The sequence below is a fragment of the Vibrio owensii genome, assembly GCF_002021755.1.
Lineage (GTDB): Bacteria > Pseudomonadota > Gammaproteobacteria > Enterobacterales > Vibrionaceae > Vibrio > Vibrio owensii.
Map to the genome: position 1 here is coordinate 187,156 of NZ_CP019959.1, position 25,834 is coordinate 212,989.

25 protein-coding genes are annotated in these 25,834 nt (G+C 44.5%); 7 read left to right on the forward strand and 18 right to left on the reverse strand.

Annotated features, from left to right (window positions below; genetic code table 11):
- Position 1: 1 nt before the first annotated feature.
- Entirely contained in the window at positions 2–1,105 is a 1,104-nt protein-coding gene (locus tag A9237_RS00800; RefSeq protein WP_020197367.1) for a porin, read from the forward strand.
- A gap of 99 nt (positions 1,106–1,204) precedes the next feature.
- Here A9237_RS00800 and A9237_RS00805 read toward each other — a convergent pair whose 3' ends face one another.
- The 9 genes from A9237_RS00805 to A9237_RS00845 form a co-directional block, all read right to left on the reverse strand.
- Positions 1,205–2,146: a DMT family transporter gene (locus A9237_RS00805; RefSeq protein WP_078607174.1), complete on the reverse strand. Its 942-nt coding sequence runs from the start codon at positions 2,144–2,146 to the stop codon at positions 1,205–1,207.
- 183 nt (positions 2,147–2,329) lie between these two features.
- Positions 2,330–2,944 carry a sugar O-acetyltransferase gene (locus tag A9237_RS00810; RefSeq protein WP_020197365.1) on the reverse strand — a complete coding sequence of 205 codons (615 nt, stop codon included), beginning with the start codon at positions 2,942–2,944 and terminating at the stop codon, positions 2,330–2,332.
- Positions 2,945–3,117: 173 nt separating this feature from the next.
- Positions 3,118–5,601: a PAS domain-containing hybrid sensor histidine kinase/response regulator gene (locus A9237_RS00815; protein WP_078607177.1), complete on the reverse strand. Its 2,484-nt coding sequence runs from the start codon at positions 5,599–5,601 to the stop codon at positions 3,118–3,120.
- Between the two features lie 201 nt (positions 5,602–5,802).
- Positions 5,803–6,132, reverse strand: coding sequence for a hypothetical protein (locus tag A9237_RS00820; protein WP_009706038.1), 330 nt, complete (start codon positions 6,130–6,132; stop codon positions 5,803–5,805).
- 139 nt (positions 6,133–6,271) lie between these two features.
- A complete protein-coding gene (cyaB, locus tag A9237_RS00825; RefSeq protein ID WP_078607179.1) occupies positions 6,272–6,820 on the reverse strand; it encodes a class IV adenylate cyclase in 549 nt (182 codons plus the stop codon).
- Between the two features lie 147 nt (positions 6,821–6,967).
- Positions 6,968–7,354, reverse strand: coding sequence for an MAPEG family protein (locus A9237_RS00830; RefSeq protein WP_078607181.1), 387 nt, complete (start codon positions 7,352–7,354; stop codon positions 6,968–6,970).
- Positions 7,355–7,428: 74 nt separating this feature from the next.
- Positions 7,429–7,863: an Mpo1 family 2-hydroxy fatty acid dioxygenase gene (locus A9237_RS00835; RefSeq protein WP_009706035.1), complete on the reverse strand. Its 435-nt coding sequence runs from the start codon at positions 7,861–7,863 to the stop codon at positions 7,429–7,431.
- 116 nt (positions 7,864–7,979) lie between these two features.
- On the reverse strand, positions 7,980–8,336 hold the full coding sequence (locus A9237_RS00840) for an MmcQ/YjbR family DNA-binding protein (RefSeq protein ID WP_078607183.1): 357 nt from the start codon (positions 8,334–8,336) through the stop codon (positions 7,980–7,982).
- 32 nt (positions 8,337–8,368) lie between these two features.
- Positions 8,369–8,851: a MarR family winged helix-turn-helix transcriptional regulator gene (locus tag A9237_RS00845; protein ID WP_039840949.1), complete on the reverse strand. Its 483-nt coding sequence runs from the start codon at positions 8,849–8,851 to the stop codon at positions 8,369–8,371.
- A gap of 120 nt (positions 8,852–8,971) precedes the next feature.
- Between A9237_RS00845 and A9237_RS00850 the strand changes: the two genes are divergently transcribed.
- Entirely contained in the window at positions 8,972–9,874 is a 903-nt protein-coding gene (locus A9237_RS00850) for a DMT family transporter (RefSeq protein WP_078607185.1), read from the forward strand.
- 62 nt (positions 9,875–9,936) lie between these two features.
- On the opposite strand, the gene A9237_RS00855 is transcribed toward A9237_RS00850, so the two are convergent.
- The 3 genes from A9237_RS00855 to A9237_RS00865 form a co-directional block, all read right to left on the reverse strand.
- Positions 9,937–10,356, reverse strand: coding sequence for a cupin domain-containing protein (locus A9237_RS00855; protein ID WP_078607187.1), 420 nt, complete (start codon positions 10,354–10,356; stop codon positions 9,937–9,939).
- A 144-nt stretch (positions 10,357–10,500) separates the two neighbouring features.
- On the reverse strand, positions 10,501–11,145 hold the full coding sequence (locus A9237_RS00860) for an alanine--tRNA ligase-related protein (protein WP_078607189.1): 645 nt from the start codon (positions 11,143–11,145) through the stop codon (positions 10,501–10,503).
- Positions 11,146–11,308: 163 nt separating this feature from the next.
- Positions 11,309–11,872: an HdeD family acid-resistance protein gene (locus tag A9237_RS00865; RefSeq protein WP_038896879.1), complete on the reverse strand. Its 564-nt coding sequence runs from the start codon at positions 11,870–11,872 to the stop codon at positions 11,309–11,311.
- Positions 11,873–12,167: 295 nt separating this feature from the next.
- Between A9237_RS00865 and A9237_RS00870 the strand changes: the two genes are divergently transcribed.
- A complete protein-coding gene (locus tag A9237_RS00870) occupies positions 12,168–13,451 on the forward strand; it encodes a mechanosensitive ion channel family protein (protein WP_078607191.1) in 1,284 nt (427 codons plus the stop codon).
- 20 nt (positions 13,452–13,471) lie between these two features.
- Here the strand turns inward: A9237_RS00870 and A9237_RS00875 are convergent, their stop codons facing one another.
- The 4 genes from A9237_RS00875 to A9237_RS00890 form a co-directional block, all read right to left on the reverse strand.
- Positions 13,472–13,660 carry a hypothetical protein gene (locus tag A9237_RS00875; protein ID WP_020197357.1) on the reverse strand — a complete coding sequence of 63 codons (189 nt, stop codon included), beginning with the start codon at positions 13,658–13,660 and terminating at the stop codon, positions 13,472–13,474.
- Between the two features lie 331 nt (positions 13,661–13,991).
- The gene (locus tag A9237_RS00880; protein ID WP_078607193.1) at positions 13,992–16,958 is read right to left on the reverse strand and encodes a M66 family metalloprotease; all 2,967 of its coding nucleotides are present in this window, start codon (positions 16,956–16,958) and stop codon (positions 13,992–13,994) included.
- 664 nt (positions 16,959–17,622) lie between these two features.
- Positions 17,623–18,714 (reverse strand): linear amide C-N hydrolase, encoded by a 1,092-nt coding sequence (locus tag A9237_RS00885; protein ID WP_078607195.1) that lies wholly within the window; start codon positions 18,712–18,714, stop codon positions 17,623–17,625.
- Positions 18,715–18,905: 191 nt separating this feature from the next.
- The gene (locus tag A9237_RS00890) at positions 18,906–19,337 is read right to left on the reverse strand and encodes a GNAT family N-acetyltransferase (protein ID WP_078607197.1); all 432 of its coding nucleotides are present in this window, start codon (positions 19,335–19,337) and stop codon (positions 18,906–18,908) included.
- A gap of 218 nt (positions 19,338–19,555) precedes the next feature.
- On the opposite strand from A9237_RS00890, the gene A9237_RS00895 reads away from it, so the two are divergent.
- On the forward strand, positions 19,556–20,491 hold the full coding sequence (locus A9237_RS00895; protein WP_078607199.1) for a universal stress protein: 936 nt from the start codon (positions 19,556–19,558) through the stop codon (positions 20,489–20,491).
- Between the two features lie 503 nt (positions 20,492–20,994).
- Here A9237_RS00895 and A9237_RS00900 read toward each other — a convergent pair.
- Positions 20,995–22,482 carry a lytic polysaccharide monooxygenase gene (locus tag A9237_RS00900; protein ID WP_078607201.1) on the reverse strand — a complete coding sequence of 496 codons (1,488 nt, stop codon included), beginning with the start codon at positions 22,480–22,482 and terminating at the stop codon, positions 20,995–20,997.
- A 481-nt stretch (positions 22,483–22,963) separates the two neighbouring features.
- On the reverse strand, positions 22,964–23,260 hold the full coding sequence (locus A9237_RS00905) for a DUF1330 domain-containing protein (RefSeq protein ID WP_078607203.1): 297 nt from the start codon (positions 23,258–23,260) through the stop codon (positions 22,964–22,966).
- A 163-nt stretch (positions 23,261–23,423) separates the two neighbouring features.
- Here A9237_RS00905 and A9237_RS00910 point away from each other — a divergent pair, with 163 nt between their 5' ends.
- The 3 genes from A9237_RS00910 (at position 23,424) to A9237_RS00920 (ending at position 25,742) form a co-directional block, all read left to right on the forward strand.
- On the forward strand, positions 23,424–24,323 hold the full coding sequence (locus A9237_RS00910) for a LysR family transcriptional regulator (RefSeq protein WP_078607205.1): 900 nt from the start codon (positions 23,424–23,426) through the stop codon (positions 24,321–24,323).
- Between the two features lie 168 nt (positions 24,324–24,491).
- Entirely contained in the window at positions 24,492–25,088 is a 597-nt protein-coding gene (locus tag A9237_RS00915) for a short chain dehydrogenase (RefSeq protein ID WP_009706002.1), read from the forward strand.
- A gap of 309 nt (positions 25,089–25,397) precedes the next feature.
- Positions 25,398–25,742 carry a DUF3316 domain-containing protein gene (locus A9237_RS00920; RefSeq protein ID WP_033006832.1) on the forward strand — a complete coding sequence of 115 codons (345 nt, stop codon included), beginning with the start codon at positions 25,398–25,400 and terminating at the stop codon, positions 25,740–25,742.
- The last annotated feature ends 92 nt before the right edge of the window (positions 25,743–25,834 follow it).

Genomic DNA, 25,834 nt, shown 5'->3' on the forward strand with positions numbered 1-25,834 from the left:
TATGAAGAAAACACTCATCGCATCAATGACAGCAGCGGCGCTTAGCAGTGTGGCCTTTCCGAGCTTGGCGGCAATCGAATTAACGGACAACTTATCATTGAGCGGCTTTGGCTCGACGTCTTGGGCAACCACCGACAATGAAACGCCCGTCCTTGTGAACCGATTTGTCGACGACGAAAATTGTTACGACTGTGATACCACGTTCGGAGTTCAGCTCGACTTCTACTACGATGCCTTTAAAGCTTCCGCCCAGGTGGTTAAAAGACCGCAAGATCACTGGAGCGATCCACAACTTGAATGGGCTTATCTCGCTTACACCTACGGTAATGTTGAATTTCGTGGTGGTCGCTTAAGAATGCCAGTGTTCTTGGCCTCTGAGTATTACTATGTGGGACATGCGTTTACGCCAGCGCGCCCACCAAACGAGGTTTACGACAGTATCTTGGGGATTACCGCCTTTAATGGCATTTCATTCTTGTGGAACTACGATCTCAACGACAGCATGACGTTAACCACAACGCCTTTTATTGGCTTTCGTGATGAGAGTTCAGTCGACTTTAACGCCAATACTGAGCTAACGTTTAAAACCAATGAAATGTACGGCGTGAACTTTATCCTGAGTGGGGATTACTACCGTTGGAACTTTACGTATTTAGACTCAAATTACGATCAAGAGACCAAGCTACGTAACCTGACCACCAATATTCCTGGTGTGGGTATCGTTCAGATTCCGGATCAAACCATCAAAGCGAAAGACCAAAACATTCAACTGTTCTCACTTGGTGCTGAGTACGAGTTTGATGCGCTGACGTTAACCGTGGAAGGACAAACCAACGACATTGCTTCCGCATGGTATGTGCAAGGTACTTACAACTTAAACAAGTTCACACCTTATGCGACCTATGGCCAACAATTTGATGATCATGAACATCGAGTTGGCGATAGCTACCTCTTCGGTGTGAGATACGATCTTCACTACAACGTGTCACTCAATGCAGAGTGGCAACACTTCAAGGCTTATCGTGACGCCTCTGGCGCGTTCGTCTCTAACCCTTCCGATGACGACGCTAATATGTACACCATTATGCTTAACTTTGTGTTCTAACCCTTGGCAGGTCGACACTCATCGACCTGCCTTTTCCTCTATAAACATTATCCTCCTGTAAACATCACTCCTTCTTTCGTCCTTTGCCGTTGTACCGACTTATGATTTAAATCGGTTGATCATCACGACTGAGACGATGGTTAGCACCATCCCTAAAGCGTGAAACCAAGTAAATGCTTCGTCCAATATGAAAATTGCACACAACGCTGTCATTGCTGGGCCGATGTTACTCACTAAACTCAGATGCGCAGGGTTCAGCCGTGCCATGGCAGCCGCAATCAGATAAGAAGGAATGACGGTACAAAAGATGCCTAGCAACACACCAATAGTAATGAGTTCATTGTTCATCGAGCTCAACTGTAACGAGCTAAACGATAAATGAATAAGAATGGCGACACCGGCACTACCCATGCCGATACTGGTAAACATGGTACTCCCTAGCTTCGCGATGCTGGCTTTGCTCAACACCAAATACACGGCAAACACAAATGCAGAAAGAATCGCCAACCCGCCGCCAAGCCAGATCTGCTCACCATAGTGAGAAAGATCATGCGCCACAATCAGCCCCACTCCCAAATACCCGACCAATACGGCTGACAGCACCTGACGGTTAGGTGATTGCCCCTCTTTAAACCACATAATTAACACGACAAAAGTCGGGAACAAGAACAACAATAAACGTTCAAGTTGAGCAGAAATGTAGTTAAGTGCGGTGATATCGAGATAGCTCGCTAAGTAATAACCAAGCACACCAATCGCGGCAGCTTTTATTCCGTGGTGTTTCACTTTCGCTCGGTTCTCGGAGCCGCGTAGCATCCAAAAGAGAATACAAAGGTAAAGAGGCAGTGAACTCATTGCTCGAAGCGTCATGATGCTCACCGCGTCACCGCCATACTGATACGCGAGTTTGACAAACACAGGTTTAATCGAAAATAACAGCGTACCAGCGAGCGCAAACATGACGCCAACAGTCATTGCACTAACAGGCTTCTTTTGGGGTTGATGTTCTGAACTAGGGCTGGAATCGGATGCCGTATTCATTTTCTCTCCTTGATGACTGATAACATTCAAACAAGGCTACGAGATAGAATACGATTCTGGCTGCATCTACTCGCAGCCAGGCACAACTCAACCTACCGACTGCTTGGCATTGGAAGGAGGAGCCACCAGAGGTTGGTTGTGCGGATGATCATTTTACTTTCCTATTCGGGTAGAAGGTTCAGACTAACCATTGAACATATTTTGTTCAAGCTTACGGTCTTTAAAATAGTACTCTTTATCGTGTTGTCCGACCTCTCTAAGCACTCGACAAGGGTTACCAACGGCTACCACATTGGCAGGAATATCCTTAGTTACGATACTGCCCGCGCCAATCACCGAGTTTTCTCCGATCGTTACACCCGGTAATACCACCGAGTTTGCACCAATCCATACATTGTCTCCGATTCGAACCGGCATGTTGAACTGTGCTACGTCTCGTCTCAAATCGGGATCGATTGGGTGCCCTGCCGTTGCAATGGTTACATTAGGCCCAATCATCACGCTATTTCCAATGTAGATGTAGGTATCGTCGACCAAAGTCAGATTGAAGTTTGCATAGACATTGTCACCTAGGTAAGTATGACAACCCCAGTTAGCCCTTAAAGGCGGTTCGATGTAACAGTTCTCACCAACAGACGCGAGCAGACGACCAAGTATCTCGCCCCGCTTTTCTGATTCCGAAGGACGTGTGTGGTTGTAATCGTATAAGATCTCAAGACATTCGGTTTGCATTGCCGCCAATTCTTCATCATTACAGAAGTACACTTTTTGGCTGTGCAACATGGTTTTCTTATCCATTATTATTCCTGTTGAGGGGATGTTCTTGGTTGGAATTTAGCAGAGTCAGAATAACAAAGGCTTGCCAAAAGTCATGAAATTCGCGTCTTACTTTGTCAGCAAGGTGAAGTAATGAACCCAAGGCATGTTTTCAACGATGATGTATTGTTTCTTCACAGACAAAAATGCGACGCTTATTCCTTTGACGCGTTTGGTAGATGCCGAGACAAAGCATCCATGAGATCCTTTTTGATGAGTGGTTTGGCAAGAACTTCATCTGCACCCGCATCGATAAAAGATTGTGTCGATTGTTGCATCACATCCGCAGTCCAACCGAAGATCACGACATCATCCAGTCCTTGCTCGCGAATTCGCTTAACGACCTCAATACCACTCATTTCTGGCATATGGTTATCAATAATGATGAGATTGAAAGACTGCTCGTTCAACAAGTTCAGCGCTTCTTGTCCACTGCTGCATGTGTGACTTTTCGCCCCTAACTTATCTAAAAAGACTTTTGCGATGATTTGATTCATCCGATTGTCATCCGTAATCAGCGCGTGAACGGAAGAGAGATCTTCAACCTTCACATCCTCTGTTTTCTCTTCAATTGCCTCGCCTGAAGCACTCGGTAAGCTAATCACAAAGCGGAACTGGCTTCCCTTTCCTAACTCGCTCTCAACACCGATTTGGCCATTCATAAGAGTCACTAATTTTTGACAAATCGCTAAGCCCAACCCGGTGCCACCATACTGCCGAGTCGTCGACACTTCCGCTTGTTCAAATTCATTAAAAATAGAATCCATACGATCTTGAGGAATACCGATACCGGAGTCTTCTACGCAAAATTCTACGAAGGGCGGCTCTAGCGCTTTGATGGAAACGTTAATATGACCAGCCTTAGTAAACTTGAGCGCATTCCCGACAAGGTTGAGCAAGACCTGCCGAATACGTACAGAATCACCACTATATTGGCATTCATCGCTGCATTGGTTGTCCACGCTGAATACAATACCTTTCTCTGAACACAAGCTTTGGTAAGTCACTTCCACCGGAGTAATGATGTCTGCCATTTTGAAAGGATGAATATCGAGTGCAAGCGCATCACTCTCTACCTTGGCTAGATCTAAGATATCATTGAGAATCGAGATCAAGTGTTCACCCGAGTTCAATGCGAGTCGCAGCACTTTCCTTTGTTCCGGGTCTCGGATGTCATCGATCAGTATTTGTAGCATTCCCAATAGCCCATTAAGCGGCGTTCTGATTTCATGACTCATCGTCGCTAAAAAGGCCGATTTCGCTTCGTTGGCGTGCCTTGCCTTTAATGCCTCGGTTTCAAGGTCACTCTCTAAGCGTTTCACTTCTGTGATATCACGTTCAATGGCAATAAACCGCTCAACAACACCTTGCTCATTCCTCAATGGGATAATATCGATGTCAATCCAATAGGGCTGTTTGTTTCTCGTATAGTTGAGTATCTCTGTCCTAACTTGCTCACCCTGCCGAATCGCGTTTCCTATGTCTGCGATCGTCTCTGGTGAAGTATCAGCCCCTTGCAAGAAAGCCCCCGGCGCTAGGCCTTTGATGCCATCGAGTTGATAACCCGTCATGGATTCAAACGCCTTGTTTACCCACTCAACCTTTCCGTGGTGGTCTGTAATAACAACGGCATCTCTCGCGGCTTTAACTACGGTCGCAAGTAACTCGCTCTCCTTCTCTTTTTCATTCAATTGAAGGTTAGATTCTTCTAGCTCCTGCTTGGATTTTTCGAGTTCACGGTGTGGGTTAACGAACAGCCTTTTTCCTATGACTGTCACAATAATAGAGCTCACAATCAGCACGCCAATTAAGCCCTTTAACAAACTGCTTTGGAGGTTCGTTAATTGCTCATCCAAGAAGGATTTGCTGACACCTTGAGTCAAAAGCAAATTACCTCGACTCAAGGGTTCTTTATTGATGATCCATCGGTCGATTTCGCTTGCTGTTGGAACGTGCTCATGGCTATGGGAGAGATGCTCTTGCGCCTGTGTTTCGGTTAGGTGAGCCAGTTCAGGAAGTGGCGGAATGGTTTGACTGAGTTCATACCAACGCTCTCTTCCCGTTACGAACGAACCAAAAAAGTCATCGTAATCGACAGCGGTTTCACCATATAACACTCCGACAAAATCACCGTTATTCACAAGGGGCATAAAAAGCTTTAAGCAGATGTGATTAGTATCATCGTGCAGCAGATACACGATACGCTCATTTAGTCGAGACTCAGAAAGCGCATTAAAAATCGCGACTTCTTGCTCAGATGCGGGGTGACGGAAAGTGTCTTCGAACAACAAATCACCGTTTACATCTCTTGCTGCAAATTGCATCGTTTGATGTTGGCCTTTAAAACGCTCCAGCTGAAACGCTAACCCTTCAACATCATTGTCGACAACGGCATCGATAACCCCACGGTATTGGGATGCGAGTACGATTCGATCTTCCGCTACCTCTAAGTACTTCTCCATGAAGATCTTGGCCGACTCTAGCTCAAACCGACCATTACCCTTTTGGAGTTGTTTTATTGTCGCCTGACTTTCTTGAGATAACACAATAAGTGAAATGACTCCGTAAATGAGCGCAGTCATCCCAATAAAAATGAGTAATAGAGCTTTCGGACTGAACCTAGAGAGCTTTTTTGCCATGAGCACATGCTTCCTTGCGCGAATTCACCGCTTTCACATCAATAAGTGTAGGATACGTAACCGGTTAATTCTCATACTCATTTAGGGTTAACCTTTGGGAACCAACTCCATCAATACAAATCACGCATGAACCTAATGAATGGGAAGCAGTAAACTGGCGGGATCAAAAATGCCGCAAAGTTCGAATCTTGCGGCATATTTCTAAACTGGCTTGTTTGTTTTTTTGCGATTTTCCAAGCGCGCTTTAAATTTCTTATTTCGGCGCTTTAAGGCTCGGAAGAATTTCGACTCTTCGTGATACCAGCCAATAACGCTAATGGGGAATCCCACCAGCATCATGATGAAGACATCGGCAGGAAACTGCTCTGTAATATCCCTTACCGTTTGCAGCTCACCAAAGATAAACAAGCCTATAACCTTGCCAACCAACAACGCACAGCAAATCATCAAGAAAGACTTCATTATGTAGTGCCATTTGCCTTTCTTGCGCTCTTCTCGCCAATACACATATTTGTGCTCGCGGTTGTACATTTCCCCCTCCGTTTAAGTGACATTGTCACCATCAGTCTGCGAAATGGAATGGTGATGCGAGACGGCAAGCTCGCACTACTTTAATCATAGTGCGATTGGAGGGAGTTGCTTGTCAGACCAATAAGAAATGACGGGGATTTTACTGAGCGGTCCACATTTGTTTGTAAGAACGCAATTCTCGGTTGGACTCATCTAAACCAAACATGCCTGCTAGTGCTTGCAGTTTCTGTTTGTAGCGTTCTAATGCGCTTTCATCGTCAGTCATGATCGCAAATTCTGCGAAATAACCGATGCCTTCAAGGTGGTCAAGCGTGATATGGAATTCACCGACAAAGTAGATACTGCGAGTCTTCTTAGTATGAAGAATGACCTCGTAACCCATGTTCTCCAACATGCTTTTTGCCGCGTGAGACTTGGTGATGTCTGTCGCTTCGCAACGATCTTCTTCCGGCCCTTTAACAATCCAAAGCTTAATGCCAGATGGTTCAATTTCACGAATCACCAAGCTTTTGTTTTCATTGGTTAGTTTGCGTTCCGGCGTATCGTAAAACCAATCTGATTCTTGGTTATCTTCGAACATCACCTCGTGCTGTAAGCTGCTTAGCGCGGTTAAAAACGCTCGCTTGTCTTTCACTCGGTATTTCAATTCAACTTCAAACTGACCCTGAAAATGATCTTGTGCACTCACGCGACTACCTCTCTACAACTGTTCGCTTGGACTTTTTATTCTGCTCTTCACAAGGTGAAAGGACTTTTAATATTGGCGAAAGAGTAACATGAGTTCCGCGACTGGTCTGAAACACAAGATAACTTTGTGCAAAACGTGGCACAAAACTTAAAACGCGAGAGAAAGCATATAGACACAGCTTGCAATGCCAGCGATGACGACCAGAGTCCTGCCGATGGCAATATCCGCAATGTACATGACAGGGTGTGCCATTCGGGTAAAAGCAAACACAATCGCAGGCATGGAGAGATCAGACCATGGAACACCACTCAAACTCACGGTAAGAATGGTTGCGCTATAAAATGCCAACGCTTCCCAAGCATTCGACTGCGCCGCAATGGTTCTTGCGGCTCGACCACTGAGTTTTCTCTCTTGCAAACGTGGATGATGGTTATCTAAATGGCCAAGTTGCTGGACTTTGGCGTAGCCCCCAAGGCCGGCTAAAGCATAAGGAATAAAACTGACAAAGACTAAGACAAACAGTGCGGTAGGCATAACAGGGATTCGTGATAATGATTCATAAATTAAGTTTAGCAATTTCTAATTTGCTCGACTGCTTACTTGTCTCATTAATGCTTACGAAACACCCAAATTGGCCCTATTAAGAGGAACTGAACGTCTTCAAAAAACGATGGTTTCTTCCCTTCGATTTTATGCCCGATAAACTGGAAAATCCAAAGCACACCAAACAGTAGCATCGAAATCTGTAAGACTGGCCAACCGAGTATGTCCATCGACCAGATGAGCCCAATACACGCAACGGTGTAGCCAATCATCATCATGAATACGCTGAGAGACAGACGGAAGTAGAAGATCCAAGCGGGTAAAGCAACAACCCATACCCAGTTGAGATTGAATCCAAACAAAGGAATTTGCGGAATAGACCAAATCAACCCAACCACGGATAAAAAGATACCCGGCACCGCCACTTTATGAATCTTTTGATTGATTGGGTTTTGATGGCTTTCACCGTAGGCTTCTAACCATTCTGAGAGTTCACGCATAACTTCACCTTTAACATCGCTATAACATTTATATAGTCGGTGCGAGTTAAAGGTGCGAGTTTTTGCCCGAAGATATTGATAATAAACAAAGTATCTGTGACCAAGCACAAACTATGTTACTGATATCCCAATGAAATACGCTGCGCTTTCGTTAGTTTAGCAACCACTAGGTCATAAGAGCGTTCGCACAAATCCTGCACGAAGCCATCTTCAACATCGCCATCGAAGTAAACCGTAATCCAATGACGTTTGTTTAGGTGATAACCCGGCGTTATGTCAGTGAATTGGGACGTTAGTACTTCCCCATCTTCAGGTGCTACTTTCAGGCTCACATACTCTCGTCCGTGGCGCTCAGCTAAAACCGCAAACATCTTGCCTTTAATTTTGAAGACGAGCGCTTCAGGGCCAAATGGAAAGCTGCTTTCTGCACACATGAAAGTATCAAGAAATTGCTCTAACTCTTTAATATTCATCCGTAATCCTCTTTCAAACCCATGACTTGGCTCTACTCATACTGCGGCAAGAGAAGCTTTAACGCCTGATTAACCTGCCCTTTTTCTGCACTGCTCAAAGACCCCATCAGCTCATGTTGCGCTTGAAGGTGTTGCTCTATCAGTGAATCAATCAGCTCGAAACCTCTTTCTGTGAGTTCAACAGTGACGCTGCGACGGTCTTCTTTACTGTGCTCACGCGCAATAAGACCTTTCTTCTCTAGCTTATCAAGCCGATTCGTCATGGCACCGGACGTCAGCATCATGGATGAAATCAGCTCTGATGGCGTTAAACGATATGGCTGACCACTGCGTCGCAGCGTTGCTAAGACATCAAACTCGCCCATTTTGAGGTCGTAACGTTTATGCAGTTCGGCGACGTGGTTCTCCATGTGCTTTGCGATTCTCATCAAACGCCCCATGATCGCCATCGGTTCGGTGTCGAGCTCCGGCTTTTCCTTAGCCCACTGGCTTACCACTCTGTCAATTGCGTCCATTACCCTTTCATCTCCAAAGACATTTTGATTTACGAATTTATTTTAACATAAAGATACTTTACAAAAAGCCATCACGAGCGTACCTTTACAATAAATTATCTCAACGTAAAGATATTTAACATGAACATTTTACTCGCGATGATTCCGGCGTTCTTTTGGGGCACCACTTACGCCGTGACACAATTTACTTTGCCAGACTGGCCGCCAGTGTTGCTTGGCGCGCTGCGAGCTTTGCCAGCCGGCCTTTTGTTGCTTGCTATCAAACCATCCTTACCAAAAAAACAAGATTGGAAGATCTTACTGGTACTCGGCACGATCAATATCGCCCTCTTCTTCGGACTCATCTTTGTTATGGCGTTGACCTTGCCTTCTGCAATTTCCGGAGTGGGTATGATTTCCGTCCCTGTGTTCGCGATGCTGTTTGGCTGGGTTGTGTACAAGCGACAGCCAAGTTTGATTCAAGGGATAAGCGGCGCAGCGCTGATTGCACTGGCGTGGTTCCTGTTTGATCCTAGCTCGATCACACTTAACCCCATTGGCTTAATCGCTATGCTATCTGCAATCATGTGTATCGTTATTGGCAGTAGCGTTACTAAGTCTCTTGGAGCAAGAATGCACTGGTGGACAGTGCTAACATGGCAGCTCATCCTAGGTGGCATCATTCTTTCCATCGCCGCAGCCATCTTCGCGAGCTTTAATCCAGAGCCGTATGTGAATGCTCTACAAAACGCATCATTGAGAAACGTCGGTGGTTTATTGTGGGTTATCGTCCTTAACACCGCACTTGGTTACGGCATGTACGTGTGGCTATTGCAACGCATGTCTGTGGTGGACTTTACCTTCGGTGGTATCGCAAACCCGGTAGCTGGCATTGTTTCTGGCTTAGTATTGATGGGCGAAAGCTTCACTCCCGTTCAATACAGCTTGATGCTTGGCATGATCCTGATGTCACTCGTTCCGCAGCTGGTGATGTCGTTTAAACAAAAACGCAGCATCAATCACGCAAAGCCTTGTGAGTCTTAACGCTCTGCAACGTGAAAAACAAACGCCCGAGTTTATGCTCGGGCTTTTTGGTTCTGCTTTCTTCACTTCACCGTTATCGGCTTATCTTTCACACCAGCGTAAAAGACCAAAATCTCTACCGGCTCATCACCCGTATTTGCGCCAAAATGCCATTGGTCGACGACTTCCGCAATTGCATCTCCGGCTTTCAGTACGATCTTCTCGTCATCTTTTTTCGTGACTGTGATTTCCCCTTTCAGCACAATGCCTGCATTGATGACAGGGTGTTGGTGCATGGGAAGCGGCACGCCCTTCGGGACGGTAATTTTCAAAATGGTGACTTCCGGTTGGCCTTTTGGGTATTGTGGCAGCGCAGTGCCATCCCAACTGGTTGTCGTCCTTAGGACTACGTCAGCCTCTACTGAATCTGGCAAATGGGTGTCTGCCGATACAGAGCTAAACACCAATGAAAGTGTAATCACTACAGTTTGAATAGGTTTCAAAATCCTCTCCTTGTTTATTGATAACCTTTGTTTAAACAGTAAGAGAGGATGGAAGATGATGACGAGTGGATAAGAAGAAGTGTGAGCGAAACAGCGAAGCCTATTATCATGATGCAACAGCCGACTCTGTTGTTGAGCCGAACATCACTCTTCTACTAGGCTGATTTCGATGCGCTCTTTGCCTTTGCCGATGTTCTTTCGTTTCAGTTGAATGCGCCCAACTTCTGATGTGTTTTTTAAATGAGTGCCGCCACACGGAACTTGCGCGAAGCCATCAACTTTCCAGTAGCGACGCTGTTCGCTGGTATCAGAAAAGTCACTGATGATGTCAGCATGAGAATCAATCACACTTTGAGCTTTTTGTTGCAGCTCTGGCAGCAGTGGTTTGACGCTCTCGTGCCATTCAAAATCAATCCGGCTTTTGTCGGCAGAAATGTGCGCACCGACTTTGGTCATCTCAGGAAAACGGTGAGTTACGACTTCAAGAATCACTTCCGCGGCGAAATGCAGTTTCATCAAAGCATAACGACGCGCCCAATCAATCTGCGTGGTCACAACTGCGCCAGCTTGAAAGTTCGGCTCATGTTCCAGTGTATAAACAATGGATAGACCTTGCTTCTCTGCCTTTATCACTTGGATGCCACCTATGGTGCCTGCATCGCTTTCTTGCCCCCCAGACTCGGCGTAAAAGATGGTTTCTTCTAGCTCGATACATGGGCCGTCTACACGAGAAACGGTAGATTCCAACTCAACTTGATATGGGTCATCCCAAAATACTTTGTGCGTCATTGCCTTCCCTGCAATTTATCGTGGTGATGCCCTACTTTAGGTGAGTTTTATATCAATGCATAGCGTATCTGTGTGATTCTCTGCCCGATTTCATCCATAAAAAATGCCCACCGAATCGGCAGGCATTTTCTATTTCATAAAGTTTTAGCGCTAAATAGCGTCTTTATTGGGAGAGCTTTTTCATTTGTAAGCCCATAAAGATGAAGCTGATGCCTTCAATCAGAAGCGAGATGCCCACAAACGTGCCCAATAGCGTGGTTGAGAATGCAGGATCATCAAGCAGCATGAAGAAGTAACCACCGATCAGCACTGAAATTACGCCACTGAATACAATAACGTTGCTGCTTGGTAGGCTACGGTTGCTCAAACCAAAGAAGATACGAGTCAAACCGTTTAAGATCATCACAATCACCATCAACATGGTAATCGTGACAAGGCCCGCCAGTGGTTTGAACAAGATAAACAGACCACCCACGATATACAGTACGGCACTTAACACGTACCAAAGCTTCTCTTTCCAAACATTGATGGAGAATGTGTGGTAAGCCTGAACCAGACCACTGAACAAGAGTACTGCACCCACGATGGTTGAGATCGTCACGCCTGCCAGTACAGGCAAACTCATGGCACCAATGCCCATTAGTGAGATGATAACGCCAACGATAACGAAGTATTTCCAGCCTTTAGATAGGAATGTAGGCTGTTGTGATTGATTAGAATTTTCCATTGAATGCCTCTTGAATTAAACGCGAGCCGCCTTTTCAGTCTAGTCTAATAAAATATAGAGAGTTCACAGACTTAACAGAAATACGTGTCCCGTTTGCATAAATGGATGTTAAACCCGTATCACATCATCGCCTATACGCTATTTTTGAATAATAAGTTTCAAGATTGCTGGATTAAACCAGTGCAAAACAAGGAGATGGAGAGTAGGATTAGCGGCTTTTCTAACGCCAGTTGCCTGACTTTTCTTTAGACGTTCCCACTCCTTTCATTCAGGCTACTTTTTTGAGGATGACATTTTGCTCGATCATCATATTCGCACCTTCATTTCTGAAAAGCTCAGCTCAGTAGGTATCAGCAGCGACCCTTATGGTATTGAACTCACCTCTGTCTTTATTTTGGCGAGCCTTACTGCGGCCGCTCTCAGCTATTTGATTGTGCATCACCTGATTGTTAGAACGGCTAACAACGTTCTGATGAAAACCAACAAGCCACTCGCTGAGAGTTTGACCAAGTACGACGTCTTAGAGAAGCTGTCGCTGCTCATTCCCATCATGGTGCTCGATGTCTTCATTCCACTTGCTGTCGGTCATTACGATTGGTTGGCGGCGATCTTCGATAGAATTTTAAGCATTTCGATCTTGGTCATCTTTGTGTGGATGATCTTCGCCCTACTCGACGCTATGAATGACATCGCGACGTTTAAAGGCATAACCAAAAGAATGCCGATCAAGAGCTTTGTTCAGTTGATTAAACTGTTCACCTTCTTTGTCGGCGTCGTGGTGTCCATGTCAATTCTCGCTAACGAATCCCCAGTCATCTTCTTATCTGGTTTAGGTGTCGCAACGGGTTTCGTGATGCTGGTGTTTAAGGACACGATATTGGGCTTTGTTGCTGGCATTCAGCTTTCTGCAAACCGTATGATCAGCTTAAACGATTGGATTCAGATGGACGCCTATGGCGCAAATGGTACGGTAGAAGAAATCTCGCTGACGACGGTGAAAGTCCGAAACTTCGATAACACCGTAAGCATGCTGCCCGCCTATGCGCTAGTTCAGAACGCGTTTATCAACTGGCAAGGCATGTCTGATTCTGGTGGTCGTCGTATTAAGCGCTCCGTTAATGTCGACGTCACGTCGATTCGTTTCTTGTCTGATGAAGAAATTGAAAAGCTGAAAAGCATTCGAATTTTACGCCAATATATTTATGAAAAGTCGCGTGATATTAACGAATACAATGAAGAGATGAGTGATGAACCGGCGTTTGGTAACCTTCGTCAGATGACAAACTTAGGCATGTTCCGCGCTTATATTAATGCGTACCTAAAAGCGAACAAAGATATTCACCAATATATGCTGATCATGGTTAGGCAATTAGAACCCACACCAGAAGGTATTCCGCTTCAAGTTTACGCTTTTACTAATAATACCGACTGGGCGTATTACGAAGGCGTTCAGGCGGACTTGTTCGATCACATCTACTCTATTATGCCTTTATTTGGCTTGCGTCCTTACCAGATGCTCACCAGTAATGACGCTAGACAAATTGCATTGGAAAATACCACCAGCAAAAACACTCAATAAAATAACAATGAGGGTGAAGCCTATGCTTCACTCTCTAAACTGGGAGTGAGGCCTTTGCGATTGTAGCGATGCTCCGCTAGCACACCATCTTGTACCTTGTAACGCAAACCGTATTTACCAATACAGCCTCGCAGCCTTGAGCGCGTCAAATCCGATAAATCAGATGCGGTACTTGCCTTGTCTACAAGCTGCACCCAATACGTTTCCATTTTGTCTTTCACAATGATCCCCCGACCAACATTTATAGATTTACCGAGAATTCTTGCAAATACCGATAGTGGTCTGGATAGCATACGACAGAACTTTTCTGACAGAATGCCTACGAGAATCGCAGATTTCTCGTTCAATGCGGTATTAATACGTTGAAAATAAAGCTTTCCGTCTAATTTTTGGCTTGGTTTGAAATGGAATTAAATTCCATAAAAATAGATGAAATTTGTTGGATTTAAGAATTTCAGCTTAATCGTTTTAGCTAAAAACAATATTTATTGAGTGAACCAGAGGTTGTTTCTCCCCTGGTTCACTAAGCAGCTCAATCAATTATTGGCATGCTGAACCTTTGCCAGTCCATACAGAAGAAACGTCCGGCTGATCACCACGCGTCCACCACTTCGCCTCATACTTAACGCCGTTGTACGTCACTTGATCACCGCCGGAATAAGCTTTTTGAGTTGACCACGGCAGCGCTACATCGCTGATGATCTCCCAGACATCACTGTTATCAGGTTGATTGTTCTGGCTCCAGTACTTTGCTTTCCAAACGAGCTGCTTGTAGCTGACAAGGTCACCACCCGAGTACGATTTACTTGCTGACCATACAGCGTAGTTCGCCGCATTTGAGTCGCTGATGCTGCAGGCATTGTTGTTAGCTTTGACTCTCACAACCGTGCTTGAACTGGCACTTTCCCCTGCTGGATCAGAGACGACCACAAGGACCGTAAATTGGCTATCGACTGTTACTTCCGGAACCTTCACACGAATAGTGCCTACTGATACAGGCTGATAAGCTAGGTCCGATGTATGCCATTGATATGAAAGCACGTCACCATCTTGGTCCGATGCCGTTGCGGCAATCTCAATAACTGCACTAGATTTTGCCTCCATGCTTTGCGGGAGAGACACTTGCGGCGCATGATTTTGGTTTGCTTGAGGCTGAGCATTAATCATCACCGTATCTTCAGAACTTGCTTTTCCATCGGAGACAGTGACGGAAAAAACGTACGACTCCGCTTTGTTAGACTCCGGCAAAATGACACTGGTGTTAACTTTGTCGGTCGACTGAATGGTCGCAGGTAAACCTGAGATTTGCTTCCACAGGTAAGTTAACTCATCGCCATCAGCATCCGCTGACTGCTCTGCAGATAGCGTGATGGTTGCGCCTGACAGTACAGACTGATCTTCACCAGCATGAGCAACAGGTGCGCTATTCTCCGTTGGAGTGGAATCGGTTAAGGAATCAGACTGAACAATTGAGACTTTGAGATCTTGCTTTGGTTTTTCAATGTCTAACGAACTCAACACCGTGTTATCGCAGACAACTTCTGCTCTTGTCGGTGCATCCGCTTGCTTGAGGTTGATGTGGAACTTGTTCATCACGTTATCGTCATAACGGAATCCAGCCAATTGGTAGTTGTCCGTTTGGTAGTTTCTACCGTTATACACTCTGACATAACATCCATTTGCGTTTAGGCTCTCTGCCGGAGTCGGCTGATAAACAAAGCCATACGCTCCATGTAATGCTGGGAAAATATAACTCTTAAGTGTCTGCTGAGGGTCGTAGTAACCGACGAGCGTTGTAACAGCGACACCGCTAACCGTAGGGATACGTGTTGGGTTATTTTCCGCTACCTGAGCTTCACTGGTTTCTTGCCAACCTTTACCATCGCTGATGTAAAACTTGCTATCACCACGATTCAAATTCACCGACTGACCATTAATATGAACTGTCACACCATACCCCGAGTAACGTGCAACGTTTACCACTTTACCCGCGACAACATTTGCTGCACTCGGCAAGTAAATATCGCGAATCCAACGGCCGTCGCCCGTTTCTACCTTTGTGATATCAAAGTCATTGATGTAACCCAGCAGCACTGAACCTGAAGTATCGTCTTTAATCGTATTTAGTTGAGATTGCGAAGCGATAGATTTGGCCAACAAGAGCGCTGGTTGTTCATACTCTTGCATCGTTTTGGTTTCATCGTTCCATTTACTAAAGCCAGTCGACGATGCGTCATCAAACGCCGCTTTTTGCTCCATAAAGGTCTGAATCTTTTCTAGCACAAACGGAGTATGCAGAGTGTACTTGGAAATCGGTGAAGTTGGCTCACCGCCCCCCATTGCATCTCTGTTGAACTTATAGCCTTCGAAAGCCGGGATTCCTATGCCGTCGGTACAACAAACCTGATCCTGACCATTGCGCTTGTTCCACATAAAGTTAGCAATAAAACGCTGTTGGAATTGATCCCAGCCCCATGCAGAGTTTATGTCTGTAGATGGCCGATGTGTTGTGCCATCGGTGCCGCCCGGCCAGTGCCCGAGACCAAAGTTATGCCCGACTTCGTGACTCCATTCATTACCTAATGATGAATCGATAGTCACCATACCGTTGCCACCACTGCCACCGTGGGCAACCACGCCATTTTGATAACGCCCTACGGCGGCAATCGCTGTAATTTGATTCGCCGTATATGGATGTGCTCTCTCTGAGACCGCCGTTGAAGAGTTGATGCCATAGTTTGCTAGGTTGATGCCGTGCGACATCAGAATCTTGGTGGTATACGCACGCATATCCCCTTTGTGCCAAGTACCTGTGCTCGGATCTAACTCGGTTAACAAACGGCCATCTGGCAGCATCACTTCATTGAGTTTCACTGTTTCGTACGGGTTAACGATCAACTTGCTTACCGGAATTTTTTGGAAGTAGTCTCTATGCCTTTCAGGATTGTCTGCGAAGTAAAAACGCCCCCTTGGATTGGTTAGCATCCCTAAATCCATCGTGTTTATCAGCAATTCGTTCGGCGCACCAATATCCAAACCGGAGAGGATGCCTGACGTGCTTCCATTCAGGAGCTCTAGAGTAAGGCCAGGCTGTACCCAAGTCGCTGGCAGTGTCACTGACCACATATCTTGCGCATACGTAATGTCGAGGTTTGGACCATCGTGATTCGGAAGTTGCTCTGGTGGGTTCAGTGACAACACACCTAATTGCTCACCTTTAGCATTGCGCCCAATCACTTTGACTTGCGTCGAGTCCAGTACGTGCTCGACAGGTTTAACAAGCAGCAAAGTATCGCGCAATGCAGTGAGGTGCGGCCTAGGATCGCCTTTATCATTGTGATGAGGAACCGTGATGTTTTGCGCATAAATGACCATCGCCTCAAAATCACCCTGTAAGTCATTAGTCGGCTGATTATTATTGAATGGGATAACCTGAGCGTGAGTAACGCCCGTGAATAATAATCCGCAAGCGACACTTAACCCTATACTGACCTTATTTATTTTCATACCTTTCCCTTATGTTTGTATTTCAACCACTTTGCTTATTACTTTTATTTCCCAGCACTTGTAAAAATCAACTTAATTAAATCAGCCTTTTATTTCTGGGAAAGAGCAGGTTAAAACCTTGAAAACTTTCCTTATCGAACACGTACGAGTAATACGTCTAGCTCAAACTTTAGAAATTACTTAATTAGTTTCGATGAATTAAAGTATCTCACCCGAGAATTAATGTCGCTGTTAAACCCATCAAACCAATAATGAAACAACTCAAAGAAAAGCAAAACAAAACCTTAATTATCAAACACTTAAAACAACCAAGCCATTAGCAACATTAATTATGGTAAATATTTATCAGCATATCTATGTAAATAAAAGTTAAATAAATAAGTTTTAAACCAACCTCTTATTGTTGAAAAGATCAGACTTTTACTACAGCACTATTATTTTCATCCGACTGATAAATAAGAAGATTAAAAAATCTCGCATAAATTCTGTTTAATATGGAATCAGAGTCATGAAATTCATTAGCCAATAACTCATGCTTCATAATTTACTGAATCAATACCTAAGTTTTCAAAACTCTATTTGAAATTCATGATGTTTCGGAAAATAAAAAAGCGGAGAAGGAAAACCTTCTCCGCTTTGGGCTATTTATACGTTCGAGGGAAAACTAAGGTGTCACGTCTGTAAACGTAAAAGTCCCGTTATCCAATTCGCGTTTCACTTCTTGCTTTTTGTCAAAGTCAATCTTAGTCAGGTCAACTTTCTTGATTCGACTGTCGTGCATCGTAGTGTAGTACAGCGCCTTGTTACCTTGATCGATCACCGAGGTCCATTGCGTCGCACTCGGCAAATCAGGGATATGTTCACGATATTCAGGCCCAAATTCTGTACCAATCGGAATATCGAAGTTGTTCAGAATGTGGAATGCTTGTGACACCGCCTCTTCGCCCGTTTTTGATTCCGGAGCAGTGTTGACGAAAAACGCTGCACGAACAAATCGCGATGGTGGCGTAATGTCTCCTGGCATACCCAAAAAGCCAGAGCCAATACCGAACGACTTCGCTTCAACACCACCAAACTTGGTTGGCGCACTAGTGCCCGGTTGCAAATGAATGTAATTATTTAAATTGGTCACTTGCCATGGGAACGTTGGTGAGTTCGTTAGTACACCTACTTCGTTGTCGTAAATGTGTACTTGGCCATGATCCATGATTTCGATCACGATGTTGTTACCCACTTTATCCGTAACACGCCAGTGCCCAGTTGGTGAAGGCTGTCCTTTCTCATCGATATAAACCGGAATAATATCGATGTTTTTCATCGCTGTTTTAACTTCATCAACGGTTTTGAACTGCGAAAGCATCCAACGAACAAAGTCCATATCCGCAATGCTGTTTGCACGGTCTTTCGCGTCGTACGCTTTTAGCGAGCCGTAACCTTTGAAGTAAAACAAACCGGCAGTCAGTCCTTCTTCATTGATACCTTCACCAATGAAGCGATCGTCACTGACGGAGATCCCAACAAAGCCGTACTTACTCTTCCAACTCAAACCTTGTTTCTGGTCCGGCATAGTCGAGGTAAACGTGTAATCACGGGGAGCAACAATCAACTTGCTGTTGAGATCGTTTTCGCCCCACTCAATTGTGCGAGCATGAATGTGGTCATTCGCCACAGTAGAAAGAGAGACGCCAGTACAAGCACTCGCCGGAACGATAATGCTCGCAGAAAGTGCCATAGCAAGGAGGGTTTTCTTTATCATTTTTAGATCCACCAAGGAGGGGTAACATTTCGCGATTGTAGTCCTTTCAAGGCAACTTACAATCGAAAAGATATAAAAATGGTGGAATATAAATTTGTATCAATCACTCAAACGGAAACGCCCAAAGTTATTAGCTTTGGGCGTTTCTTCTGACAAAACCTGGTTAAGGCGGATGTACGACATATCGAGCGTTACAACGTCATGTGTAAAATCGGAAATGGTTTACCCATATCATCGAGTGGCGAGCGAGATTCGATTTTAAAGCCCATACGTTGGTAAAAACCGACGGCTTGTGGGTTTTGCTCATTCACATCGACTTTTACTGCGCCGAGATGTTTGATCGCGTGTTGCAGCAACATCTTACCTATGCCCTTTCCTCTTGCTTGGTCTAGAGGAAACAGCATCTCGATTTTTTCATCATGAACACCAACAAAACCTTGTATTGCACCTGTCGGGTCTTTCACACACTTTAAGGTGACTGTAGGAAATGCTTGTTCAATGATAATTGGTTTAAAAAACTCAATATCTTCTTCTGTGATGAAGTCATGCGTCGCTCGGACTGAATTTTCCCAAACAGCTAGCAGCTCTGCATAGTGTTCAGGAAGCACATTTTCTACCGTCATAGATGTTCTCTCTTTGAGTGGACTGAAAGTTCAATGTGCAGCCGCGAAGCGTGAGTCTAGCAACTTGGTGATGACGTGTACATTAGAAGATCTTGTTCAATGAGCTCCACTGCCCGTTGAATCGAAATCGCGGTGGATTTGTCCTAGCGCAATTAACCACAATTTAAACATGGAAATATCACCTTCTTGATACAACACTTAATAAAAAGGAGGTCGATATGAAAAGATTTCAAAACATCTTATTCGTAAGCCAAGGATTAGAAGGTAAAAGTGATTCACTGGAACAAGCGATGAAACTCGCTAAGTCGCATGATGCAAGATTATCGGGTTTGATTGTTTGCCCTGCGATGCCAATCAACATGAGCGAGTATCAACACACTTACGAAAACTCTCTGATCGAAACTTTGTTTTCTGATATCAAAGCGGCACAGGATCTTGATCCCTCTTCCGACATAGTAGAGCCGTTCCCTATTAATGTTGAAAGTGGCGATCAGCCCGGCGTCTCCATCATCCAGTCTGTCTCTAAGCAACGCTATGATCTCGTCATTAAAGATGCTGAACCGCTGGATGAAGGCAGCAAAGGGTTCAAAGCACTCGACATGAAGCTTCTGAGAAAATGCCCCTGCCCAGTTTGGTTAAACAGAAAACCAAAACACTCAATGGTGAAAAAACGCGTTGCCGTTGCTATCGATCCGATTATCTCCAGTAAAGAACAAGAAGTCCTTACGGTTGAATTGCTGCAACTTGCGCGTGCAATCGCCGACTCTTTCAATCGACAATTACACATCGTGTCGTGCTGGGAATATCAGATGGAAAGCTATTTGAGGCATCACGTGTGGATTCAAATCGAAGACGATGTGCTAGATCAGCAGATCAACGCGCACCGAACTGCACACCGTGAAGCGCTCGATGCCATTATTGCTACCTCTGGTATCGCTGGCGATTCTGTTGTTCATCACCTTCATGATTCTGCGGATGAGCAAATCCCTCGCTGGGTCACTAAGGAAGAAATCGATGTATTAGTAATGGGGACAATTGCGCGTACCGGAATCCAAGGGGTAATCATTGGTAATACCGCTGAAAACGTCCTGCAATCAATCGACTGCTCGCTGGTTGCTTTAAAACCTGAAGGCTTTATCTCTCCCTTGGCGTAAAGATGAAAAAAGCCCGCCTCTCATATCAAGAAGCGGGCCTGCATACGAAGCATTGATGCACAAATGTACTATCCACGATATAGAATGGTGAAAGTTAAAAGCGACATGCAGCGCTGTTAACGAGTCAGATAATACTGGCTTCGTTTAGTGAAAAAGAGGCAGTCTGAAGATGCTTTTTGAAATGTTTGCCTAGCCTAAATGGAAAAAAAAAGCCCTCACTTCCATGGGGCTTCAAGCACTAATTTCGCATTATTGTCGTTATAAGGTGAGGTCTAACTATAGGAGGTGTTAGTTAACGCTCGAAAAGGATATTAACGCATGAAATGCTTTAAGAATAAGCATCTTAGCACACCACTTTTTTCTACTTGCCAATTGTGCAACATCCACTTATCGACGGACCTCAACCTATATTTAGCTAATATGAAAAAGCCACCACTCCATTTAAAAGAGCGATGGCTTTGATGCTTGCCTTAGCCAATTCCTTTTGGCTTTAACGAGTGAGATTAGTTAGCTGGACGCCAAACACCCCACTTGTCTTTTTGGTAAGTCGCTTGTGGATTGTCACCACCTTGAATCCACCACTGAGCTTTCCAGTTTTGGTCAGCGTAAGATACTACTTCACCACCTAGGTAAGTTTTCGCAGCGTCCCATGAATCACCACTTGGATCTGGCGTTGGGTCTGGTGTTGGCTCTGGGTCTACCGTGCTGTCATCTGCAATAACTTCAAACGTGAATGTCTCTGCACGCTCGCTGTTCACTGCATTCGCAACAAACGACAGTGTTTCATTTTGTGTGATTGCCGTTGTATCAACAACGATAGAAGCCGTGCCATTGTTCTGAATGCTAACTGCTGAACCTTGAGTTTGCGTTAGATTCGCGGCTTCGCTAGTTGCAATAACCACTTTGTCGCCAGCATTTACAACCTTGTCACTCTTAACAAGCTCGTAGATGTCACCAGTCAGTGGCTCCACGCCGCCTTCATCACCATCAATAACTGAAATCATGCCAGATGCACGGCTATCTTTTGAGTTAAAGAAGTTGCGTGATGGATCGTTCTGGAAGTACATGTAGTGTGACATTTCTTCATGCCAATCACCGATGAAGACTGCGCCGTCTTTGAACTCTGCGTGCCAACCGTTGATTTCAGAAGCCAGTAGACGTTCCCAATCATTGATGTTTGATGCATTCACTTCAATATCAAAGCTACGTGCTACTTCACCGTATTTGTTGATGATGTCGTATTTCACCGTATCGCCTAGATCTGGACCGACGAAATCAACTGGAATATAAAGGTCGCCTTTCACAAGGTCTGGCTGTGGCGTTGGCTCTGGTGGAGGTGTCTCGCCGCCCACAATAGTGATGTCTGAACAGTTATAGAAGCCTTCACCCGCAGCATCATCACGCTGCCAGCGAACAAAAAGAATCGCATCACCAGAACGATCAGAAGGAATTGTCACGTTCATGCGGTACTTACCACCGCTCACTGGCACGTTACCCTCTGTCTGGATAAGATCTAGGTCACCCCACGCAAGTGCCTTGCTCAGATCTGCACCTGGTTTGGTTAGGTAAAATTCCCAAAATGAAGGGTTGTGAGGTGCGGTCGCGTTAAACACAAATTCGAATGTTCCTGTGTTTAGTTCCGTACGTGTCCAACCTGTATGCGGTGCGCCCATGCCCTTTTTCTGAGGGTCATTTGCGTAACACAACGTACCATCTGGAATCGCAGCTTTTACTGCCGCCATATTGTTGAAATCCGTAATGTTCTTAGCGTATTCATTACGCTGAACAAAAGGATAAGAACCAGAGATTTCCTTTGCTTGAGCACAAGCTGCATTTGGTGGATTACCCGACCAAATTCCGCCTTGTTCATAACATGTATTTTGTCGAGCACTCGGAAACTCTGACCAACCGTGAGCATTTGCTGCTGTTGGTAGGCCAGATAGCATCGCCATACCTACTACTGCTTTAAGAATGTTTTTATTTGCTTTCACTTTTTCACTCTCTACCGTTTATAGTACAAATAAGATTCAATGGATGTTTTATAACCGTTGTTACTTATTTCATGTTTATAGTTTTAATCAGTAAACAGTTAAAAATAATATACGCAAGTTCTATCAATGAAAGTTTGACGATTATCGATATGAACAAATATCACAAATTTAAATAAAACGACAATTTCAGAACATACTGACAAAAAACTAACAAATAACAATATTTACAATCACTTAAATGATCATCACAAAAGAAATTTAGCATAAGATTAGAGCAAATAGTTTAATAAAAAACGCCATTTATAAATATTAAATATAATTGATTATTTTGTGACTCAGTTTCCAAGAATGATGATGTGAATAATTAGAGATTAATAAATAAACGAACGCTAATATTTTCTGTAAAAATACCAACCATTAATTCATTATAAATTTAATATAATATCAATATTAGCGCTGTCTATTTGATCTACTTGCTTATTTAAACAGCAGGCACAGGGATAATTTTCAGATCTCTCATCGCTTTTTCGTCACGCAGTTTTCTCAGTGGTGCGTATTCAGGAGAGTCATGCCACGCATGCGCCGCTTCTAAAGATGGCCAGTATTGAATGACACAAACATCTGCCCCCACATCGCCATGTAATGTCGTTGGTGATTTGTTGATCGCAATCGTCTGACCACCATAGATTTGAGTGGTTTCAGAAACACGCTCAGCATACTCACTGAAAGCTTCCATATCCTGAATTTTAAACTGTATATAAAGGTAAGTTGGTGTCATGTTGAATGCCTATTAGTTTGATTGAATCAGTACGTTTCACAATACGCCTTTCGATTTGTAACGGTAGATCTCGATACGTTGAATCAGTTATAACTAGAAGTTGAATCTGTTCCATGCTTTAACGCATTACATCAAAAAAGCTCGAATTGAAGGATCACGACTTATGCTTCCGACTCAACTTCCTTTGTTTATTGCGGCTGCTCAAGAAGGTAGCTTTTCTGCGGCTGGGCGCAAACTAGGGATCTCTGCAGCGGCAGTGAGTAAAGGCATCGCCGCTTTGGAGAAACAAACAGGGGTGAGACTTTTCCATCGCAACACACGTCAGTTTTCATTAACAGAAGATGGCGCCAGTCTTTATCAACGCGTCTCGCCGCTACTATCGGAGATTGAACAAAGCATTGATGGTCTGTCTGAGCAGAATAAAAACCCTGCCGGCAAACTTAAAGTCAATTTGCCTGACAGCTTTGGGCGTAAGTTTGTTATGCCGCATATCGCCGAGTTTCTGAACTTGTATCCAGAGATCGAGCTAGATTTGGTCTTGAGTGATCGCATCTTAGACGTCGTCGATGAAGGATTCGATGTGAGTGTTGGCAATCAGATAAACGAAGACAGCCGCTTGGTGGCGCGAACGATTTATCAAATGCAAAGCGGAATATTTGCGAGCAAAGAATATGTTGAAACGTTTGGCCTCCCACGCACTGTGGAAGATCTTCATCAACATAACTGCATCGTTTATCGCCCTCTTTCGTCGGGTCGATCCTACACTTGGCCGTTGAAGGACAACCACGGAGAGCACGTTCAATTCATTCCAAAAGGTAACCTTAGCCTATCAAACATTAGCGCCGCCAAAATTGCAATAATGCAACATCTAGGCATCGCATTCATGGGAAGATGGCATGTAGAAGAAGAGTTAGAACAAGGCAGCGTTGTCCCCATCTTAGAATCGTATTGGGTCGAGCCTAAACCCGTTTGGATTTACTACTCATCTAGAGATAACTTGCCCAAGCGTACACGCCTTTTCATCGACTTTATGGTTGAGAAGCTCAAGTCTTACCCCTCTTAACTGGTTATGCATTACGTTAACGCCTAGCTAACCACAAGTGGTTTGAATGAAAACGGTTTTACAATCAGTTTCAACTTTTAGTTACAAGTAAAACAACCTTTACCTCTCTACACGAACAAATCTCTTTATCCAATAATGTGTCTACACAACGGAAACGGAGATAGAAAAATGAAAAGAGTACTCGTTCTTGGCTCAACTGGTTTAATTGGTCGTCAATTTGAAACGCTACTAAAAGACAAAGCAGAAGTAATTGGCGCATCGTTCAATCACCCAGAAAATCCGGTAGATTTATCTAAGCCCGAATCACTTAAAGCGCTGTTTGAGAAAGTCGGTAAAGTTGATGCCATCTTCTGTACCGCAGGCGTAGCAAACTTGGCTCCGTGGGCCGACGCACCGGACTCTGAATGGGAATTCGGTATCAACAACAAAATGATGGGACAAATCAATACCATTCGTTTTGGTGAGAAATACGTGAAAGACAACGGTGTCATTGTACTTACTACTGGTATTTTGGCTCAGCACCCATTCCAAGGCAGTGGCATCGTTACCACCGTAAACGCAGCAGTAGAAGCGGCAATAAAAGCGGCGGTCACCGAGATTGATCGAATTCGAATCAACGCAGTGTCTCCTGGATGGGTCGCAGAAACCATGGTTGCAATGGGTATGGATCCTGAACCGGGCATGCCAGCTATCGAGGTTGCTCAGCACTATGTAAACCTGTTGGAATACAGTGCAACTGGCGAGATCATTACTGCCGTTAAATAACCAAACACAACGTCTAACCCTGTTCTTGAAGAGCGATGGCCTTATCGAGGTCATCGCTTTTTTTGCATTCTAAATCCACATCAAAACCAACTCATTTTTGATGCTTTTGTGGGCAATTGCCTTTGTCTAATTCCCTAATTTAAATGAGGTTTTCTCAAGTCTAGAATCGGGACAATTTCACCACAATGAATGGAAAACATAGTGATTCACGTCACAAAAACCTCATGGCACAATCTCTTCCGTCAAGTAAAGAAACAGGGATTCGTTAGACACTTTACCGTTTAATCAAATATTACTTTAGGTGACACTATGAAAAAGCTAATGACTCTAACTTCTCTTATGCTCGCAAGTTTTTCTGCCTTTGCAGGTATCCACACTGAGCATGGTACACAGAGAATTGTAACGGATAACTTCGCCGATAAATCATCCGCTTACGAAGCAAGCTTTGATCTTATCAACGAGATTCAAGACATGTCTCAAACCGAATTGCGCCGTGAACTGAGCATTATTGGTCATGGATTCGCACGCGACATCCGTTTAGACAACACTTACGTAACGGTAGAAGAATATTCAGAGCAACGTGACGAAGTAAAATACCGTGCGATCGTGAATGTCTTCTACAACTATCGTGCAAGCGACTCTGGCAACAATTAAGCTCAATTCCGCACGTTTTTGATAACTTCTCCACCCTCTCTTACGGTGGAGAGGTTGTTTCATCTGGGAAACTTCCCGTCTTCTCATCACTC

Coding starts and splice junctions, on each gene's coding strand:
- A9237_RS00800 (WP_020197367.1), top strand. CDS start 2: ATGAAGAAAACACTCATCGCATCAATGACAGCAGCGGCGCTTAGCAGT.
- A9237_RS00805 (WP_078607174.1), bottom strand. CDS start 2,146: ATGAATACGGCATCCGATTCCAGCCCTAGTTCAGAACATCAACCCCAA.
- A9237_RS00810 (WP_020197365.1), bottom strand. CDS start 2,944: ATGGATAAGAAAACCATGTTGCACAGCCAAAAAGTGTACTTCTGTAAT.
- A9237_RS00815 (WP_078607177.1), bottom strand. CDS start 5,601: ATGGCAAAAAAGCTCTCTAGGTTCAGTCCGAAAGCTCTATTACTCATT.
- A9237_RS00820 (WP_009706038.1), bottom strand. CDS start 6,132: ATGTACAACCGCGAGCACAAATATGTGTATTGGCGAGAAGAGCGCAAG.
- A9237_RS00830 (WP_078607181.1), bottom strand. CDS start 7,354: ATGCCTACCGCACTGTTTGTCTTAGTCTTTGTCAGTTTTATTCCTTAT.
- A9237_RS00835 (WP_009706035.1), bottom strand. CDS start 7,863: ATGCGTGAACTCTCAGAATGGTTAGAAGCCTACGGTGAAAGCCATCAA.
- A9237_RS00840 (WP_078607183.1), bottom strand. CDS start 8,336: ATGAATATTAAAGAGTTAGAGCAATTTCTTGATACTTTCATGTGTGCA.
- A9237_RS00845 (WP_039840949.1), bottom strand. CDS start 8,851: ATGGACGCAATTGACAGAGTGGTAAGCCAGTGGGCTAAGGAAAAGCCG.
- A9237_RS00850 (WP_078607185.1), top strand. CDS start 8,972: ATGAACATTTTACTCGCGATGATTCCGGCGTTCTTTTGGGGCACCACT.
- A9237_RS00860 (WP_078607189.1), bottom strand. CDS start 11,145: ATGACGCACAAAGTATTTTGGGATGACCCATATCAAGTTGAGTTGGAA.
- A9237_RS00865 (WP_038896879.1), bottom strand. CDS start 11,872: ATGGAAAATTCTAATCAATCACAACAGCCTACATTCCTATCTAAAGGC.
- A9237_RS00875 (WP_020197357.1), bottom strand. CDS start 13,660: ATGGAAACGTATTGGGTGCAGCTTGTAGACAAGGCAAGTACCGCATCT.
- A9237_RS00880 (WP_078607193.1), bottom strand. CDS start 16,958: ATGAAAATAAATAAGGTCAGTATAGGGTTAAGTGTCGCTTGCGGATTA.
- A9237_RS00885 (WP_078607195.1), bottom strand. CDS start 18,714: ATGATAAAGAAAACCCTCCTTGCTATGGCACTTTCTGCGAGCATTATC.
- A9237_RS00890 (WP_078607197.1), bottom strand. CDS start 19,337: ATGACGGTAGAAAATGTGCTTCCTGAACACTATGCAGAGCTGCTAGCT.
- A9237_RS00895 (WP_078607199.1), top strand. CDS start 19,556: ATGAAAAGATTTCAAAACATCTTATTCGTAAGCCAAGGATTAGAAGGT.
- A9237_RS00905 (WP_078607203.1), bottom strand. CDS start 23,260: ATGACACCAACTTACCTTTATATACAGTTTAAAATTCAGGATATGGAA.
- A9237_RS00910 (WP_078607205.1), top strand. CDS start 23,424: ATGCTTCCGACTCAACTTCCTTTGTTTATTGCGGCTGCTCAAGAAGGT.
- A9237_RS00915 (WP_009706002.1), top strand. CDS start 24,492: ATGAAAAGAGTACTCGTTCTTGGCTCAACTGGTTTAATTGGTCGTCAA.
- A9237_RS00920 (WP_033006832.1), top strand. CDS start 25,398: ATGAAAAAGCTAATGACTCTAACTTCTCTTATGCTCGCAAGTTTTTCT.